This window comes from Pseudomonas pudica, assembly GCF_015680405.1.
Lineage (GTDB): Bacteria > Pseudomonadota > Gammaproteobacteria > Pseudomonadales > Pseudomonadaceae > Aquipseudomonas > Aquipseudomonas pudica.
Window position 1 is genome coordinate 191,626 of record NZ_JADLJS010000006.1, and the last position, 15,983, is coordinate 207,608.

Annotated in this window: 12 protein-coding genes; all 12 read right to left on the bottom strand. The window is 63.5% G+C overall.

The genetic code is table 11. The features are described from left to right. Positions 1-36: 36 nt before the first annotated feature. Positions 37-906, bottom strand: coding sequence for an oxygenase MpaB family protein (locus IRZ77_RS07250; protein WP_046613122.1), 870 nt, complete (start codon positions 904-906; stop codon positions 37-39). Between the two features lie 42 nt (positions 907-948). Then, the gene (gene acs / locus IRZ77_RS07255) at positions 949-2,883 is read right to left on the bottom strand and encodes an acetate--CoA ligase (protein ID WP_196173187.1); all 1,935 of its coding nucleotides are present in this window, start codon (positions 2,881-2,883) and stop codon (positions 949-951) included. A 167-nt stretch (positions 2,884-3,050) separates the two neighbouring features. Beyond that, positions 3,051-4,715, bottom strand: a complete 1,665-nt coding sequence (gene pgi / locus IRZ77_RS07260; protein ID WP_046613120.1) for a glucose-6-phosphate isomerase — start codon at positions 4,713-4,715, stop codon at positions 3,051-3,053. Positions 4,716-4,979: 264 nt separating this feature from the next. After that, positions 4,980-5,843, bottom strand: coding sequence for a pantoate--beta-alanine ligase (gene panC / locus IRZ77_RS07265; protein ID WP_046613119.1), 864 nt, complete (start codon positions 5,841-5,843; stop codon positions 4,980-4,982). Beyond that, positions 5,840-6,640, bottom strand: coding sequence for a 3-methyl-2-oxobutanoate hydroxymethyltransferase (gene panB, locus IRZ77_RS07270; RefSeq protein ID WP_046613118.1), 801 nt, complete (start codon positions 6,638-6,640; stop codon positions 5,840-5,842). The genes panC and panB overlap by 4 nt, the downstream gene beginning before the upstream one ends. A 262-nt stretch (positions 6,641-6,902) precedes the next feature. Continuing rightward, entirely contained in the window at positions 6,903-7,382 is a 480-nt protein-coding gene (gene folK, locus IRZ77_RS07275) for a 2-amino-4-hydroxy-6-hydroxymethyldihydropteridine diphosphokinase (protein ID WP_046613117.1), read from the bottom strand. Further along, positions 7,379-8,767 carry a polynucleotide adenylyltransferase PcnB gene (locus IRZ77_RS07280; protein ID WP_085599572.1) on the bottom strand — a complete coding sequence of 463 codons (1,389 nt, stop codon included), beginning with the start codon at positions 8,765-8,767 and terminating at the stop codon, positions 7,379-7,381. The genes folK and IRZ77_RS07280 overlap by 4 nt, the downstream gene beginning before the upstream one ends. Before the next feature lie 891 nt (positions 8,768-9,658). Then, a complete protein-coding gene (locus IRZ77_RS07285) occupies positions 9,659-11,101 on the bottom strand; it encodes a sigma-54-dependent transcriptional regulator (protein ID WP_196173188.1) in 1,443 nt (480 codons plus the stop codon). 4 nt (positions 11,102-11,105) lie between these two features. Continuing rightward, positions 11,106-14,081: a sensor histidine kinase gene (locus IRZ77_RS07290; RefSeq protein ID WP_173015123.1), complete on the bottom strand. Its 2,976-nt coding sequence runs from the start codon at positions 14,079-14,081 to the stop codon at positions 11,106-11,108. After that, a complete protein-coding gene (locus IRZ77_RS07295) occupies positions 14,065-14,241 on the bottom strand; it encodes a hypothetical protein (protein ID WP_003250005.1) in 177 nt (58 codons plus the stop codon). Before IRZ77_RS07295 ends, IRZ77_RS07290 begins: the two co-directional genes overlap by 17 nt. Positions 14,242-14,486: 245 nt before the next feature. Beyond that, on the bottom strand, positions 14,487-15,374 hold the full coding sequence (gene gluQRS, locus IRZ77_RS07300; RefSeq protein WP_046613113.1) for a tRNA glutamyl-Q(34) synthetase GluQRS: 888 nt from the start codon (positions 15,372-15,374) through the stop codon (positions 14,487-14,489). 64 nt (positions 15,375-15,438) lie between these two features. Next, complete coding sequence (gene dksA, locus IRZ77_RS07305; RefSeq protein WP_046613112.1) at positions 15,439-15,882, bottom strand: RNA polymerase-binding protein DksA; 444 nt, start codon at positions 15,880-15,882, stop codon at positions 15,439-15,441. Between the last annotated feature and the right edge of the window lie 101 nt (positions 15,883-15,983).

Sequence of the window (15,983 nt, forward strand, 5' to 3'; positions counted from 1 at the left end):
ACGTTAAATCAGTTCCGCTGAGGCGACCATTCGACTTCATTCGATGCCCATGCGCCGTTTGGCTCGGTGCGCCGAGCCGTCACGCATCGCCCAGCGCAGTACTGGCGCGGTGCGTTGCAGGCCCAGGCGGATGATGCGCCGCTGCAACGGGCCGTGCTGCAGCCCGAGCATGGTCTGGGCCCACCCCGGCAGCAGGTCGATGCCGGCATGCAGCATCAGCTTGCCCACCGGCTTTGCCAGGCGACTGGGGGCGGGGGCATCGAGCAGGATGCCGACCACCTCATGGCTGCGGGCGTCGCAGTGCAATTGTGGCCGCATGCGCTGCAGGTAGTCCTCGACCTGCTGGCACGAGCGCGGCACGTCGCGGGCGCCAAGGCGCTCGGCGATAAGCGCGATCTCTGCGTAGTAGGCATCCTGCTCTGCGCGCGCAAGGTGCGGGTTGCGGTAACGCAGATGGGCGGCGAGGAAGCTGCTGACTTCCGCCACATGCACCCAGGTCAGCAGGTCCGGGTCGCTGGCCGCATACGGGCGGCCATCCGGCGCGATGCCGGTCACCTGAAGGTGGATGGTGCGCACTTTGTCGATCAACCATTCGGCATCGCGGGTGGCGCCGAAGGTGGTGCCGGAAATGAATTGGCTGGTGCGGCGCAGGCGACCGAGCAGGTCTTCACGAAAGTTGGAATGGTCCCACACCCCGGCCAGGGCCAGCGGGTGCAGCAACTGCAGCATGAGGGCGCTGATGCCTCCGACCAGCATGCTCGGGAAGTCGCCATGTACCCGCCAGCTGATACTGTGCGGGCCGAACAGGCCGGGGTCGCCCTTGGGCGATTCCAGGTCGAGCTGGCCGAGGGCCAGCCCGGTAAGGCTCATGACCTGGGTTTCGATGCGGCGGCGAAGGGCTTCCATGGCGACCTGTGGTTCAGGGCGGCCAACAACAGCGGCCGCCGGTTACTGGTTGAGGCGTTTGTCGATAAGGCCCTGCACCACGCTGGGGTCTGCCAGGGTCGAGGTATCGCCCAGGTTGTCGAGTTCGTTGCAGGCGATCTTGCGCAGTATACGCCGCATGATCTTGCCTGAGCGTGTCTTGGGCAGCGCCGGAGCCCACTGGATCAGCTCGGGCTTGGCGAAACTGCCGATTTCCTTGCTGACCAGGGCCAGTAGCTCGGCCTTGAGCGCGTCGTCCGGTGTTACGCCATTCATCGGTGTGACGAAGGCGTAGACGCCTTGGCCCTTGAGGTCGTGGGGGTAACCGACCACCGCCGCTTCGGCAACGCTGTCATGCAGCACCAGCGCGCTTTCCACTTCGGCGGTACCGATACGGTGGCCGGAAACGTTGATCACGTCATCGATGCGACCGGTGATCCAGTAGTCACCATCGGCATCGCGGCGGGCACCGTCGCCGGTAAAGTAGTAGCCGGGCATCGGCTTGAAGTAGGTGTCGACCATGCGCTGATGGTCGCCATAGACGCTTCGGATCTGCCCAGGCCAGCTGGCCTTGATCGCCAGCAGACCGGCACCGGGGCCCTCGATGAGCTTGCCCTTTTCGTCCAGCAGCACTGGTTGCACGCCGAACATGGGCTGGGTGGCACAGCCGGGCTTGAGCGATTGCGAGCCGGGCAGCGGGGTGAGCATGATGCCGCCGGTTTCAGTCTGCCACCAGGTATCGACGATAGGGCAGCGCTTTTGCCCGACTTCTTCGAAATACCACTCCCAGGCTTCGGGGTTGATCGGCTCGCCGACGCTACCCAGCAGACGCAGGCTCTGGCGTGAAGTGCCCTGCAGCGGCGCGGAGCCTTCGCGCATCAGCGCGCGCAAGGCGGTAGGGGCGGTGTAGAAGATGTTCACCTTGTGTTTGTCGACCACTTGCCAGAAGCGCGAGGTGTCCGGGTAGTTGGGTACGCCTTCGAACATCAGCGAGATCGCGCCATTGGCCAGCGGACCATAGACGATGTAGCTGTGGCCGGTAACCCAGCCGACATCGGCGGTGCACCAGAACACCTCGCCGTCACGGTAGTCGAACACCACCTTGAAAGTGAGGGTGGCCTGCAGCAGGTAGCCGCCCGTAGTGTGCAGCACGCCCTTGGGTTTGCCGGTGCTGCCGGAGGTGTAGAGGATGAACAACGGGTCTTCGGCGCCCATTGGCTCGGGAGCGCAGTCGTCGCCGGCCTTTACCGTGGCCTCGTGGTACCAGAGATCACGGCCTTCGGTCCAGGCGACATCGCCGCCGGTGCGGCGAACCACGAATACGCTGCTGACCGCGGGGCAGCTGGCCAGGGCCTTGTCGACGTTCTGTTTCAGCGGTATGCGTTTGCCGCCGCGCACGCCCTCATCGGCGGTGATCACCGTACGGCAGTCGGCATCGAGGATACGGTCGCGAAGAGCATCGGGCGAGAAGCCGCCGAACACCACCGAGTGGATGGCACCGATGCGGGTGCAGGCAAGCATGGCGAAGGCGGCTTCGGGGATCATCGGCATGTAGATGCACACCCGGTCACCTTTCTTTACCCCGCGTGCTTTCAGCGCATTGGCCAGGCGGCATACCTGGCGGTGCAGTTCGCGGTAGGTGATGGCCTTGGAATCCTTGGGATCATCGCCCTCCCACAGCAGGGCGGTCTGTGCGCCGCGTCGGTCCAGGTGGCGGTCGATACAGTTGTAGCTGACGTTGAGCTGGGCGCCGTCGAACCAGCGAGCGTTGCCGGTCTTCAGGTCGCATTGCTGCACGCTCGACCAGGGCTTGATCCAGTCCAGGCACCTGGCCTGTTCGGCCCAGAAGGTGTCGGGGTCATCCACCGACTGGCGGTAGAGGCGGCGGTACTCGTCGGGAGTGAGGGCGGCGGACTGGCTGGCGGCCAGGGCCTGGGGGTAGTTGCGGATATCGAACATGGCGGGTGGTCCTGCTCTTGTAAGGGGCGATGGACTGCAACGGCTATTCGATAGGACAGTGTAGCCAGAGGTGATGTTCCTTGAGGGTAGACTCGGTCCCTGTAGGAGCGGCCTTGTGCCGTCATACGGCCGCTCCTACACGGAGCGGCCGTATGACGGCTTTGGGATCAACCGCGGTGACGGCCGCGGAAGTAGTTGATCAGGCCTTGGGTGGAGCCATCTTCGGCGCTCTCTTCCAGGCTGCCGACCAGGCGTTGGTAAACGCCTTTGCCCAGCTCCTTGCCCAGCTCCACGCCCCACTGGTCGAAGGCGTTGATGCCCCAGATCACGCTCTGTACGAAGACCTTGTGCTCGTACATCGCCACAAGCGCGCCCAGGCGGCGGGGGCTGATGCGTTCCACCACCAGGGTATTGCTCGGGCGGTTGCCCGGGATGACCTTGTGCGGGGCAAGCTTTTCGATGTCTGCTTCGTTCAGGCCTTTGCCACGCAGCTCGGCTTCGGCTTCCTCGCGGGTCTTGCCCAGCATCAGCGCCTGGCTCTGCGACAGGCAGTTGGCGTACAGCCACTGATGATGGTCGGCCACCGGGTTGAAGCTCACCACCGGCACGATGAAGTCGGCCGGAATAAGCTGGGTGCCCTGGTGCAGCAACTGGTGGTAGGCATGCTGGCCGTTGCAGCCGACGCCGCCCCAGATCACCGGGCCGGTGTCGGTCTTCACCGGGGTGCCGTCCTGCAGCACGCTCTTGCCGTTGGACTCCATGTCCAGCTGTTGCAGGTGCTTGGTGATGTTGCGCAGGTAGTGGTCGTACGGCAGGATCGCGTGGCTCTGGGCGCCCCAGAAGTTGCCGTACCACACGCCCAGCAGGGCCAGCAGTACCGGCATGTTCTTTTCGAACGGCGCGGTCTGGAAGTGCTGGTCCATGGTGTAGGCACCGGACAGCAGCTCCTTGAAGTTGGCGGTACCGATGGCCAGGGCGATCGGCAGGCCGATGGCCGACCACAGCGAGTAGCGCCCGCCCACCCAGTCCCACATCGGGAAGATGTTTTCTTCGCGGATGCCGAAGGCCACGGCGGCGGCCTTGTTGCTGGAAACGGCGATGAAGTGGCGGTACAGCTCGGCTTCCGAGCCACCCTGGGCCAGGTACCAGGTACGCGCGGCCATGGCGTTCTTCAGGGTCTCGAGGGTATTGAACGACTTCGACGAGACGATGAACAGAGTGGTTTCGGCGCGCAGGTTCGCCGATAGCTCGTGAAACTCACTGCCGTCGATGTTCGCCAGGTAGTGGCAGCGCACACCGCGCTGGGCGTAGGGCAGCAGCGCCTCGGAGACCAGCTCGGGGCCGAGGAACGAGCCACCGATGCCGATGTTGACCACGTCGGTGATCGGTTTTTCGCTGTAGCCGCGCCACAGGCCGTCGTGGATGCGGCCGACCAGTTCGGTGATCTGGTTGAGCACCTTGTGCACTTCCGGCATGACGTTCACGCCGTTGACGCTGAGTTTGTCACCCACCGGCCGACGCAGGGCGGTGTGCAGCACCGGGCGCCCTTCGGAGGCGTTGATGATTTCGCCACTGAACATGGACTTGATGGCGTCCTGCAGGCCCACTTCGTTGGCCAGGTTCACCAGCAGGTCGCGGCTTTGTTCGGTGATCAGGTTTTTCGAGTAGTCGAGGAACAGGCCGCAGGAACTCAGGGAGAACTGGTCGAAGCGCTTGGCATCGGCGGCGAACGCTTCGCGCATGCTGAAGCCTTGCATGGCGTCGCGGTGTTGCTGGAGCGCCTGCCAGGCGGGCAGGGCCGTGACATCGTGGGGTGTACGGTAATACGCCATTGCGCGGGGTTCCCTTGGTGCGTGGTGAGACCTTGGACACGGCACTCATTGCCGGGTTCAGGCTGGCACCATTATAGGCAAAGGCCACTTGCAGGGAATGGGTAAGGCGGGGGAATTTGGGGGAGGCAACTGTCTTGTATCGCTTGTACTGGCCTCATCGCCGGCAAGCCAGCTCCCACAGGGATAGCGCATGGCATCGAGGCCGATGCGATCGAGTTGGGAGCTGGCTTGCCGGCGAATGGGCTGCAAGGCAGCCCCAGGCCGTTACGCGGTCTTTTCTTCCACATGCAGGTACAGGTTGTCGATCAACCGTGTATTACCCAGGTAAGCCGCCGCAATTACCACCAGGTCTCGATCATCGATCACTGCCGGGCGCAGGCTAACGGCATGACGCACTTCCAGGTAATCCGGCCGAAAACCAGCGGTGGTCAACTGTGTCTGGCCTTCGGCAACCAGCGCGGCAAAGTCCCGCTGGCCACGTTCGATGGCAGCAGCGATGTGCTGCAGCGTGCGGTACAACGCTGGCGCCGCAGCACGCTGCTCAGGCGTGAGGTAACCATTGCGCGACGACAGCGCCAGGCCGTCCTCGGCCCGCACGGTAGGCTCGCCGATGATCTGGATCGGCATGTTCAGGTCGCGCACCATGGCGCGGATCACCGCCAGCTGCTGGAAGTCCTTTTCACCGAACACGGCAAGGTCGGGCTGGACCATGTTGAACAGCTTGCTGACCACGGTGGCCACGCCTTCGAAATGCCCGGGCCGGCTGGCGCCGCACAGGCCTTCGGAAAGGCCGGGCACGCTGACGCGGGTTTGCACGCTCATGCCGTCGGGGTACATCTCTTCGACGCTGGGCGCGAACAGCAGATTGCAGCCAGCCTGGAGCAGGCGCTCCTGATCGGCGGCCAGGGTGCGCGGATACTTGTCGAGGTCTTCGTTGGCGCCGAACTGCAGCGGGTTGACGAAGATGCTGGCGACCACGAAATCGGCGCGCTGCGCAGCCTTGGTCACCAAGGCGGCATGGCCGCTGTGCAGGTTGCCCATGGTCGGCACGAAGCCGATGCGCTTGCCTTCACCGCGGGCGCGGGCGACTGCGGCGCGCAGTTCGCGGACGGTCTTGACTGTATTCATGCACTGAACCCGTGTTCGCTGCCTGGGAAGCTGACTTGCTTGACCGCCTCGACGTAAGCGACGAGAGCGCTATGGATATCCGGCTGGCCTTGCATGAAGTTCTTCACGAATTTAGGTACCCGGCCGCTCAGCGACAGGCCGAGCATGTCGTGCAGGACCAGTACCTGGCCATCGGTGCCGCTGCCGGCGCCAATGCCGATCACCGGGATGGCCACGGCACTGGTGATTTCCGCCGCCAGTTCGCTGGGCACGCATTCGAGCAGCAGCATGGCCGCACCGGCCTGTTCCAGGGCGATGGCGTCGGCGCGCATCTGTCGGGCCTGGGCTTCCTGACGGCCCTGCACCTTGTAGCCGCCCAGCACGTTGACAGTCTGCGGGGTCAGGCCCATGTGCGCGCACACCGGCACGCCACGCTCGGCCAGCAGGCGGATGGTCTCGGCCAGCCAGGCAGCACCTTCGATCTTGATCATGTGGGCGCCGGCCTGCATCAGCGTGGCGCTGTTGGCGAAAGCTTGCTCCGGGGTGGCATGCGCCATGAACGGCAGGTCGGCGAGGATAAGGGCGCCGTCGTTGCCACGTTTGACGCTGGCGGTATGGTAGGCCATGTCCGCGGTGGTCACTGGCAGTGTGCTGTCGTGGCCTTGCAGGACCATGCCCAGCGAGTCGCCCACCAGCAACACTTCTACACCGGCCTGGCTGGCGACCTTGGCGAAGGTCGCGTCGTAGCAGGTCAGCATGGTGATTTTTTCACCCTTGGCCTTGAGGCCATTGAGGGTGGTCAGGGTTACTTCAGGCATGTAGGAAATTCCTCGTTCAGGCGCTGTAAAAAACGACTGCATTCAACGCGTGTAGTCATCTTCCGGAGCGGCACATCATCGCGCGTGATGTTCGGGCACAGGTCCGTCCGGGCCTAAATACGGGTATGCGGCACTTTGGTGCCACACGGGACGCCTATAGTCGTGAGCGAGGTGGGGGAAGTCAATCACCCTGTTACCGCATTGTTACGATCAGGGTGTTACTGGCGTTACCGCGCCAGTGCGCAAGGCTGGAACGCCCGGTTTACAGGCGTTCCAGGCCGACGAACGGGCAGTCGTCGAGCAGTTGCGCAAGGGCGCGGCCATCGGCCAGGCGGAAATCGCCCGGTACCAGTTCTGCCAGCGGGTACAGCACGAAAGGCCGGGCATGCATGTGGTAATGCGGCACTTTCAGGCGCGGCTCGTCGAGCACCTGGTCGCCGAACAGCAGGATGTCCAGGTCCAGTGTGCGCGGGCCCCAACGCTCCTTGCGCACGCGGCCCTGGCCGTTTTCGATAGCCTGCAGTGCATCGAGCAGGTCCAGCGGCGCCAAGGCAGTGTCCAGGGCGGCGACGGCATTGGTGTAGCGCGGCTGGCCAGGCAGCAGTGAATCGCTGGTGTACAGGGCCGAGGCCGCCACCAGACGCGTGGCTTCGACCTGGTCGAGGGCCTGCAAGGCGCTACGCAGCTGCTCGGCAGGTGCGTCCAGATTGCTGCCCAGGCCGATATAGGCGCGGGTACTCACTCGAACGCCTCGTCGCCACTGCGCTTGCGCTTGCCACCGCTACGCTTGCGTTTGCGCGGGCCGGCACCGGTACCTTCGTCGCGGCTACCCAGTTCGCGGATCATCTCGCGACGCTCGCTGTCGTTGGCATCCTGGTAATCGGTCCACCACTGGCCAAGGTCGTCGGTTTCTTCGCCGGCGCTTTCCCGCAGCAGCAGGAAGTCGTAGCCGGCACGGAAGCGAGGGTTGTCCAGCAGCATGTCGGCGCGCTTGCCGCTGCGGCGAGGCAGGCGCTCCTGCATGTCCCAGATCTCGCGGATCGGCAGGGTGAAACGCTTGGGGATGGCGATGCGTGCGCATTGCTCGGCGATCAGGTCGTGGGCCGCACCGTTCATGGCCGGTATCGGCGGTACGCCCTGGTTCTGCAGGTGCAACACGCGGGCAGGCAGGGCTGGCCACAGCAGCGCGGCGAAGAGGAAGGCCGGGGTTACCGGTTTACCTTGCTTCACGCGCAGGTCGGTGTTGTTCAGCGCTTGGCTGATCAGCGTGTGAGTGTAGGTCGGGCGTTCGTCCAGGGCATGTGAACTGGCCGGGAACAGCGGCTCGAACAATTGCAGGTCGACCAGCATTTCAAAGGCGATGGCGCCCTGGCCCGAGAGGAAAAGCTTGAGGCTCTCTTCGAACAGGCGCGCCGGTGGAATTTCGCGCAGCAGTGGAGCCAGCTCTCGGATCGGCTGGACCGTGTGCTTTTCGATGCCGAAGTCGAGCTTGGCGGCGAAACGCACCGCGCGCAGCATGCGCACCGGGTCTTCCTGGTAGCGGTGGGTAGGGTCACCGATCAGGCGCAGCAGGCGGTTGCGGATATCGTGCACGCCGTTGGCGTAGTCGAGGATGCGCTCGCTGACCGGGTCGTAGTAAAGGGCGTTGATGGTGAAGTCGCGACGTTGCGCGTCCTCTTCCAGGGTGCCGTACACGTTGTCACGCAGGATGCGACCACTGGCATTGTGCGACGAACGGTGGCTGTCGCCCTGGTCGTCTTCCGTGTGGTGGGCGCGGAAGGTGGCGACTTCGATGATCTCACGGCCGAAATGCACGTGGACCAGCTTGAAGCGGCGGCCAATGATGCGCGCGTTGCGGAATTCGGCACGGACCTGTTCGGGGGTGGCACTGGTGGCGACATCGAAGTCTTTCGGCGTGATGCCCAGCATCAGGTCGCGGACACAGCCACCGACCAGGTAAGCCTGGTAACCGGCGCTCTGCAGGCGTTCCACGATGCTCACCGCATGGCGGCTGAACTGATGGCGTTGCAGCGAGTGCTGGCTCTTGTTGATCACCTCAGGCGTGGTGCGCCTGTGGTGCGGGCCCGGTACGGGCGGGCGGAACGACTGGAACAGCTTCTTCAGCATGGGATGCACTGTTTGAAGGAATGTTCGGCCAAGAATAGGAGAATGGCCGCATGATGGGCGGGGATTCTAGCATTTACTCAAGGAATGGTGTAGGCGGGTAGCAGGGTGCCTGCGGGAAGGGTAGAAACGACAAGGGGAGCCTAAGCTCCCCAAGAAGTCGTTGCGTGCTCTTATTGTTTTTTTGCTGGGCTTCTTGTTTTTGTTGAGTGCCCTGCCCACAAATCTCGAAGCTTGTGGACGACCCCCAATCCAGGGGTTAAGAGCAAACGGATTGCTTTGGCCGCTGATGTCACGTTGATCTGTCGATCCAACCAGTTCAGGCGCTGCTTTTTAGTGCAGTTTTTATTGTTCTCTGCCTGGTTGTGGGGCAAGCCCCAAACACGCATCCTCTCCAAAAGAATCAGTTAGCTGCGCCTCCGCCGTCTTGTTTTTATTGTGCGTGAGCCGTTTCGTCTTGTTCTTATTCTGAGTTGCAGTGCTTGTTATTGTTCTTGTACCAGACATATAGCAGGTGCCGTGCCAACTTTTGCAAGCCCAGTAAAATCAAGGGGTTGGAGCTGGTGAGCGGTTTAGCGGCGGTCGAAAATGTCGAAATTTCGTTACCGTACGCCTCGGGAACTGTTACGGCGGAAAGCTTGGGTAACAGATTTTTGCGGGGGCTGAAGTGTTACCTGGGGTGTGTGCGCTGGCTTTGCTGGCCCTTTCGCGGGTGAACCCGCTCCCACGGGAACGGCGCAGATTTCGCTAAATCCCGGTAAGCCGGCTTCCACAGGGACCGCACCACCTTGAGGGCAGTGAAATTCCTGTGGGAGCGGGTTCACCCGCGAAGCGGCCGGAATGGCACATAGAGAGGGATGAGGGCAGGAGGAGCCTCCCGCCCAGGCAACACGGCTACTCGCTGGTAGCGTTGCTCTTGCGCCGCGGGATGCCCAGGCGCTGGCGGCGTTCCCACAGGCACTTGCGGCTGACCCCGAGCTTGCGGGCCAGCTCGGTCTCGGTCATGTGGTCCTGGTGCTCGAGCACGAAGTGCTGGAAGTAGTCCTCAAGCGACAGGTCCTCGGTCGGTTCATGGCTGGCATTTGCCGTACTGGCCACGACCAGGGCGTTGTCGAGGATTTCGTCCTCCTCCAGGTCGCCCAGTTCGATGTCGATGCCCAGCAGGTCCGCGGAAATTTCTGCGCTCTCGCTGAGGATCACCGCACGCTCCACGGCGTTTTCCAGCTCTCGCACGTTACCCGGCCAGCTGTAGTGACGAATGGCCTGCTCCGCTTCGGCCGAGAAGTGCAAGTCGTCGCGGCCGATGCGCGCGCTCTGGCGGGCGAGGAAGGCGCTGGCGATCTCGTTGACGTCACTGCCGCGCTCGCGCAGGGCAGGCAGTTTCAGCGCGATCACGTGCAGGCGGTAATAGAGGTCTTCGCGGAACTGGCCGGCCTTGGCCAGGTTCTTCAGGTCGCGGTGGGTCGCGGCGATCAGGCGTACATCGACCTTTTGCGACTGTACCGAACCCACCCGGCGAATCTCGCCTTCCTGCAGCACGCGCAGCAGGCGGGCCTGGGCTTCCAGCGGCAGTTCGCCGATTTCGTCGAGGAACAGGGTGCCGCCATCGGCAGCTTCCACCAGGCCTGCGCGCCCGGCGCTGGCGCCGGTGAACGCGCCTTTCTCGTGGCCGAACAGCTCGGACTCGATCAGTGTCTCGGGGATGGCTGCGCAGTTCACCGAAATCATTGGTGCCTTGGCCCGACGCGACAGGTTGTGCAGGGCGCGTGCGACCAGCTCTTTACCGGTGCCCGACTCGCCCTGGATCAGCACGTTCGAATCGGTGGGCGCGACCTTGCGGATCTTGCTGTACATGTCCTGCATTGGCGGACAGGAGCCGATGATGCCGATTTCGCCATTGGCGGCTGCCGCGCTGCCTTTGTCGGCCGAGGCGGCCTTGCCATTGGTGGCGCGTGGCTCGGCCGCCGGTGCGGCTGCCGGGGCGTTCTGCCGGTCGCGCAGGATACGCGCCACCGCTTGAAGCATCTCGTCGTGGTCGAAGGGCTTGGCGATGTAGTCCACCGCGCCCATTTTCATCGAGTCTACCGCCGAGCGCAGGCTGGCGTAGCTGGTCATGATCAGCACTGGGGTGCCCTGGCCGAGCTTGATCAGTTCGGTGCCGGGCGCGCCGGGCAGGCGCAGGTCGCTGACGATCAGGTCGAAGGTGGCAATGCTGAAGCGTTCCTGGGCTTCCTGCACCGAGCCGGCTTCGCTGACCTGGTACTGGTTCCGTTCGAGCAGGCGACGCAAGGCCGAGCGGATGATGGTTTCGTCTTCGACGATCAGAATGTGCGGCATTGATTCAATTCTCTCGACGGTCTCGAATTTCAGGGGACGTCGCTACGACATGCCGGGGCAGGGTCACGCGGATCCGGGTGCCACGTTGCCGTTCGATATCGGCCGGGCTGTCGATGGTGATTTGCCCATAATGCTCTTCCACGATGGAATAGACCAGAGCGAGCCCCAGTCCGGTTCCTTCGCCCGGGTCCTTGGTGGTGAAGAAGGGTTCGAAAAGGCGGTCCATGATGTTCTTCGGGATCCCGCTGCCCTCATCCTCGACGATCAGGTCGACGGTGTGCTCGCTGACTTCGCTGCGCACACGCACGGCGCTGCCGGGCGGCGAGGCGTCGCGAGCGTTGGAAAGCAGGTTGATCAGCACCTGGGCCAGGCGCTGCGGGTCCCCTTCGGCCCAGTGCTCAGGGTCGCAGAGGTTGAAGAACTGTACTTCGAAATTGCGCCGATTCAACGCCAGCAGACCGATGGCATCCTGCGCCACTTCGGCCAGGCATACCGGCTCTTCGCTGTTCTGGTGGCTGCCGCCGGCATGGGCGAAGCTCATCAGCGACTGGACGATGCGCGATACCCGCTTGGTCTGTTCGAGAATCTGGCTGGACAGCTCGATGATTTCGCCATCGCCCTCACGCTCCTCGCGCAGGTTCTGCGCCAGGCAGGCGATGCCGGTGATCGGGTTGCCGATCTCGTGAGCCACGCCGGCAGCCAGGCGGCCGATACTGGCCAGGCGTTCGGAATGAACCAGCTTGTCTTCCAGCGCCTGGGTTTCGGTAAGGTCCTCTACCAGCAGCACCAGGCCACTGTTGCCTGGGGCCAGCGGCTCGTCGATGGCCGCCTTGTGCAGGTTCAGCCAGCGCGGCTGGCCGTCCAGCGCAAGGCGCTGCTTGTGCAGGTGCTCGTCGGGCACATTGATGAAACCTTGCAGCAGGCCGCGCCAGGGTTCGCTGATGGTGACCAGGCGTGAGCCGACCACGTGCTTGGCGGCGATGCCGGTGAGCTCTTCCATGGCCTTGTTCCACATCAGGATTTCCTGGTCCTTGGCCAGCGAGCAGACGCCCATGGGCAGTTCCTGCAGGGTCTGGCGGTGGTAGCGGCGCAGGGCGTCGAGCTCGGCGGCCAGGCCGGTCAGGCGCGAGTGGTAGTCTTCCAGGCGGCTTTCGATGAAGTGGATGTCCTCGGTCACGTAGTTTTCGTTACCGGACTTGTACGGCAGGAAGGTCTCGACCATGTCCTGGGCCACGCTCGGCCCCATCAGGCCGGACAGGTTGGCCTCGATGCGGTCGCGCAGGCGGCGCAAGGCATAGGGACGGCGCTCGTCGAACGGCAGGTAGAGGTCGCGCAGAGCCTGTTCCACTTCCTTCTGTGCGGCCTTGGCGCCCAGCGGCTTGGCCAGTTGGGTGGCGAATTCCTGTGGCGAGGCGGCGTGCAGCTCGCGGCGTTGCGGGCGGCGCACGTTGTCCACCGCGCAGGCTTCGGCGGCGCTGACCTCTTCGTTGCTTGCGTTGGTGAACAGCGAGATCAGGGTGAACAGCAGCACGTTGGCCGCCAGCGAGGCGATGGCCGCCATGTGCCAGCTGGTGTCGTCCAGCACGTAGATCATGTCCAGCAGCGGGATGTAGAAGCCCTGCAGGTTGCCCAGCAGTGGCAGTAGCATGGTCACCATCCACACCAGGGTGCCGGCCAGCAGGCCGGCGATGAAGCCGCGGCGGTTGGCGGTCGGCCAGTACAGCACCGACAGCACGCCCGGCAGGAACTGCAACGTGGCCACGAAGGCGACGATGCCCAGGTTGGCCAGGCTCTGGTGGTTGTTCTGGGTCAGGTAGAACATGAACCCGGCGGTGATGATGGCGACGATCAGCGCGCGGCGGGTCCACTTCAGCCAACGGTAGATGTTACCTTCGGCCGGCGGCTGGTACAGCGGTAGCACCAGGTGGTTGAGGGCCATGCCCGACAGCGCCAGGGTGGTGACGATGATCAACCCGCTGGCAGCCGACAAGCCGCCGATGTAGGCCAGCAGCGCCAGCGCCTGGTTGTTGGCGGCAAGCCCCAGGCCCAGGGTGAAATACTCGGGATTGGTGGTGGCGCCCAGGCGCAGGCCGGCCCATAGCACCAGCGGCACGGCCAGGCTCATCAGCAGCAGGAACAACGGTAGCCCCCAGCTGGCGCTGACCAGCGAGCGCGGGTTGAGGTTTTCGGTGAAGGCCATGTGGTACATGTGCGGCATGACGATGGCCGATGCGAAGAACACCAGCAGCAAGGTGCGCCATGGGCCTTCTTGCAGGGGCGTATGCAGAGCCGCCAGGGCGGTCTGGTTCTGCAGCAACCACACTTCCAGTTCGTGCGGGCCGCCGAATACGCCATACAGGGCGTACAGGCCGATACCGCCCAGGGCCAGCAGCTTGATCACCGACTCGAAGGCGATGGCAAACACCAGCCCTTCATGCTTTTCGCGTGTGGCGATGTGCCTGGAACCAAAGAAGATGGTGAACAGGATGATCAGCGCACAGAAGGCGAAGGCCACCCGTGCCTTGACCGGCTCACCGGTAAGGATGCTTATCGAGTCGGCCACCGCCTGGATCTGCAGGGCCAGCAAGGGCAGCACGCCGATCAGCATGATGATGGTGGTCAGTGCCCCGGCCCAGGTGCTGCGGAAACGGAACGCCAGCAGGTCGGCCAGCGAGGACAGCTGGTAGGTACGGGTGATCTTGAGGATCGGGTAGAGCAGCACCGGCGCCAGCAGGAACGCGCCGGACACCCCCAGGTAACAGGCAAGGAAACCGTAACCGTACTGGTAGGCCAGGCCCACCGAGCCATAGAAAGCCCAGGCACTGGCGTACACGCCGAGCGACAGGATGTAGGTAAGCGGGTGGCGAATGATCGAGCGCGGGATCAACCCCCGCTCGCTGATCCAGGCCACGCCGAACAACACCATCAGGTACGCGGCGCTGATCAGGATCATCTGGGTCAGGCTAAAGCTCATCGGCATCTCGTTGGCTCTGCAGGATGAAGGTGACGACGATCAGGATCAGCCAGAGCAGGTAAGGGCGATACCAGGCTCCGGTCGGTTCGATCCACCAGTCCATGATGGCCGGGGAGAACAGGTAGATCCCCACGACCAGAAGCAGGACCAAACGATAGATGTACATGCTGGCCTCGATGGTTGGGCGCTGCGGGCTTGGACTTATTATTGGCGCAAATGGCTGGGCGGATGCTAGCGGGAATCCATAGGGTTCGCCAAGAGGTTGAATTTATTGGGCTTTTGTTTTTGAGGGGTGGGTTGCCTGTTCTGGCCCTATCGCCGGCAAGCCAGCTCCCACAGGATCACCACAGGATCTGAGTGCTGTGCTGTACCTGTGGGAGCTGGCTTGCCGGCGATAGGGCCGGTAATGCCTCAGCGCAAATCGGCCTCTGGCACCGTGGTTCGCTGTGCAATCGCCTCGGGCCGCCACTGCTTGCGCGCCATCGCCAGCACTTCGGCTGGCGTTGCCAGCAACAACTCGGGGTCTGCTTCCTGCCCCAGCGCCCGCAGCGCCCGCAGCAACAGCGGTGTCGCCTGGTCCGCCTGCAGCGGCGGCGAGCGGTACGATTTGCCCAGCTTGTGCCCGTCCGGCTGCACGATCAGCGGAATATGCAGGTAACGCGGCTGCGAGAAGCCCAGCAACTCTTGCAGGTAGAGCTGGCGCGGGGTGTTGTCGAGCAGGTCGGCGCCACGCACGATGTCGGTAACACCTTGCCAGGCATCGTCCAGTACCACCGCCAGCTGATAGGCATACAGCCCGTCGCGGCGCTGGATGACGAAATCGCCCACTTCACGCCCCAGGTGCTGCTGGAACTCGCCCTGCACCCGGTCGGTAAAACGGTAGAGCAGCTCTGGCACGCGCAGGCGGATCGCTGCGCCTTCACGAGCATGCCCGGCATTGCGGCAAAGGCCTGGGTAGATACCGTTGTAACCTTCGAGCTGCTTGCGCGAGCAGGTGCAGGCGTAGGCCAGGCCCATGTTGAACAGGCGGTCGACGACCGCGGCATAGGCATCGTGCCGCTGGCTCTGGAACACCACTTCGCCATCCCACTCCAGGCCGTAGCGTTCCAGGGTCTGCAGGATCGCATCGCGGGCACCGGGCATTTCCCGAGGCGGGTCGGTGTCTTCCATGCGCAGCAGCCAGCGGCCGTTCACGGCGCGGGCATCGAGCCAGGAGGCGAGGGCGGCGACCAGCGAGCCGAAGTGCAGGAAGCCGCTGGGGGTGGGGGCGAAACGCCCGATGTAGCTTGATTCGGTCATGGTCAGGCTGGGTATATAAATGAAACGGGGCGCATGATGCGCCCCGTTCAGGTGGAAAGAAAGATCAGCCTTTGCCGACCGTCTTTTCCTTTTTCTCTGCGATTTCCTTGCAGTCGAAGCACAGGTCGGCGGTAGGGCGGGCCTCCAGGCGACGCAGGCCGATCTCGATGCCGCACGATTCGCACCAGCCGTACTCATCGGCCTTGATCTTCTCGAGGGTCTTGTCGATTTTCTTGATCAGCTTGCGTTCGCGATCGCGGTTGCGCAGCTCCAGGGCGAATTCTTCTTCCTGGCTGGCACGGTCGGCCGGGTCGGGGAAGTTGGCTGCTTCGTCCTTCATGTGATCCACAGTGCGGTCGACACTTTCCATCAAGTCTCGCTTCCAGGCGCCGAGAAGCTTGGTGAAGTGCTGTTTCATGGGCTCGCCCATGTACTCTTCACCCTTGGTTTCTACGTAGGGCTCGACACCGTACATGGTCTGGGCTTTTTGCTTTTCTACGGTGGACATGAATAGACCGCCTCTCACTCATCTGATCCAATGCGCAGGCTGCTCCATCTCCGGCACCCGCCGGCCCTGCGACTGCGAGCCGCCGAACTTACCAGATAGAT

Excerpts from the sequence above, each read along its gene's own strand:
- IRZ77_RS07250 (WP_046613122.1), bottom strand. The coding sequence starts at position 906 with ATGGAAGCCCTTCGCCGCCGCATCGAAACCCAGGTCATGAGCCTTACC.
- acs (WP_196173187.1), bottom strand. The coding sequence starts at position 2,883 with ATGTTCGATATCCGCAACTACCCCCAGGCCCTGGCCGCCAGCCAGTCC.
- pgi (WP_046613120.1), bottom strand. The coding sequence starts at position 4,715 with ATGGCGTATTACCGTACACCCCACGATGTCACGGCCCTGCCCGCCTGG.
- panC (WP_046613119.1), bottom strand. The coding sequence starts at position 5,843 with ATGAATACAGTCAAGACCGTCCGCGAACTGCGCGCCGCAGTCGCCCGC.
- panB (WP_046613118.1), bottom strand. The coding sequence starts at position 6,640 with ATGCCTGAAGTAACCCTGACCACCCTCAATGGCCTCAAGGCCAAGGGT.
- IRZ77_RS07280 (WP_085599572.1), bottom strand. The coding sequence starts at position 8,767 with ATGCTGAAGAAGCTGTTCCAGTCGTTCCGCCCGCCCGTACCGGGCCCG.
- IRZ77_RS07285 (WP_196173188.1), bottom strand. The coding sequence starts at position 11,101 with ATGCCGCACATTCTGATCGTCGAAGACGAAACCATCATCCGCTCGGCC.
- IRZ77_RS07290 (WP_173015123.1), bottom strand. The coding sequence starts at position 14,081 with ATGCCGATGAGCTTTAGCCTGACCCAGATGATCCTGATCAGCGCCGCG.
- IRZ77_RS07295 (WP_003250005.1), bottom strand. The coding sequence starts at position 14,241 with ATGTACATCTATCGTTTGGTCCTGCTTCTGGTCGTGGGGATCTACCTG.
- gluQRS (WP_046613113.1), bottom strand. The coding sequence starts at position 15,374 with ATGACCGAATCAAGCTACATCGGGCGTTTCGCCCCCACCCCCAGCGGC.
- dksA (WP_046613112.1), bottom strand. The coding sequence starts at position 15,882 with ATGTCCACCGTAGAAAAGCAAAAAGCCCAGACCATGTACGGTGTCGAG.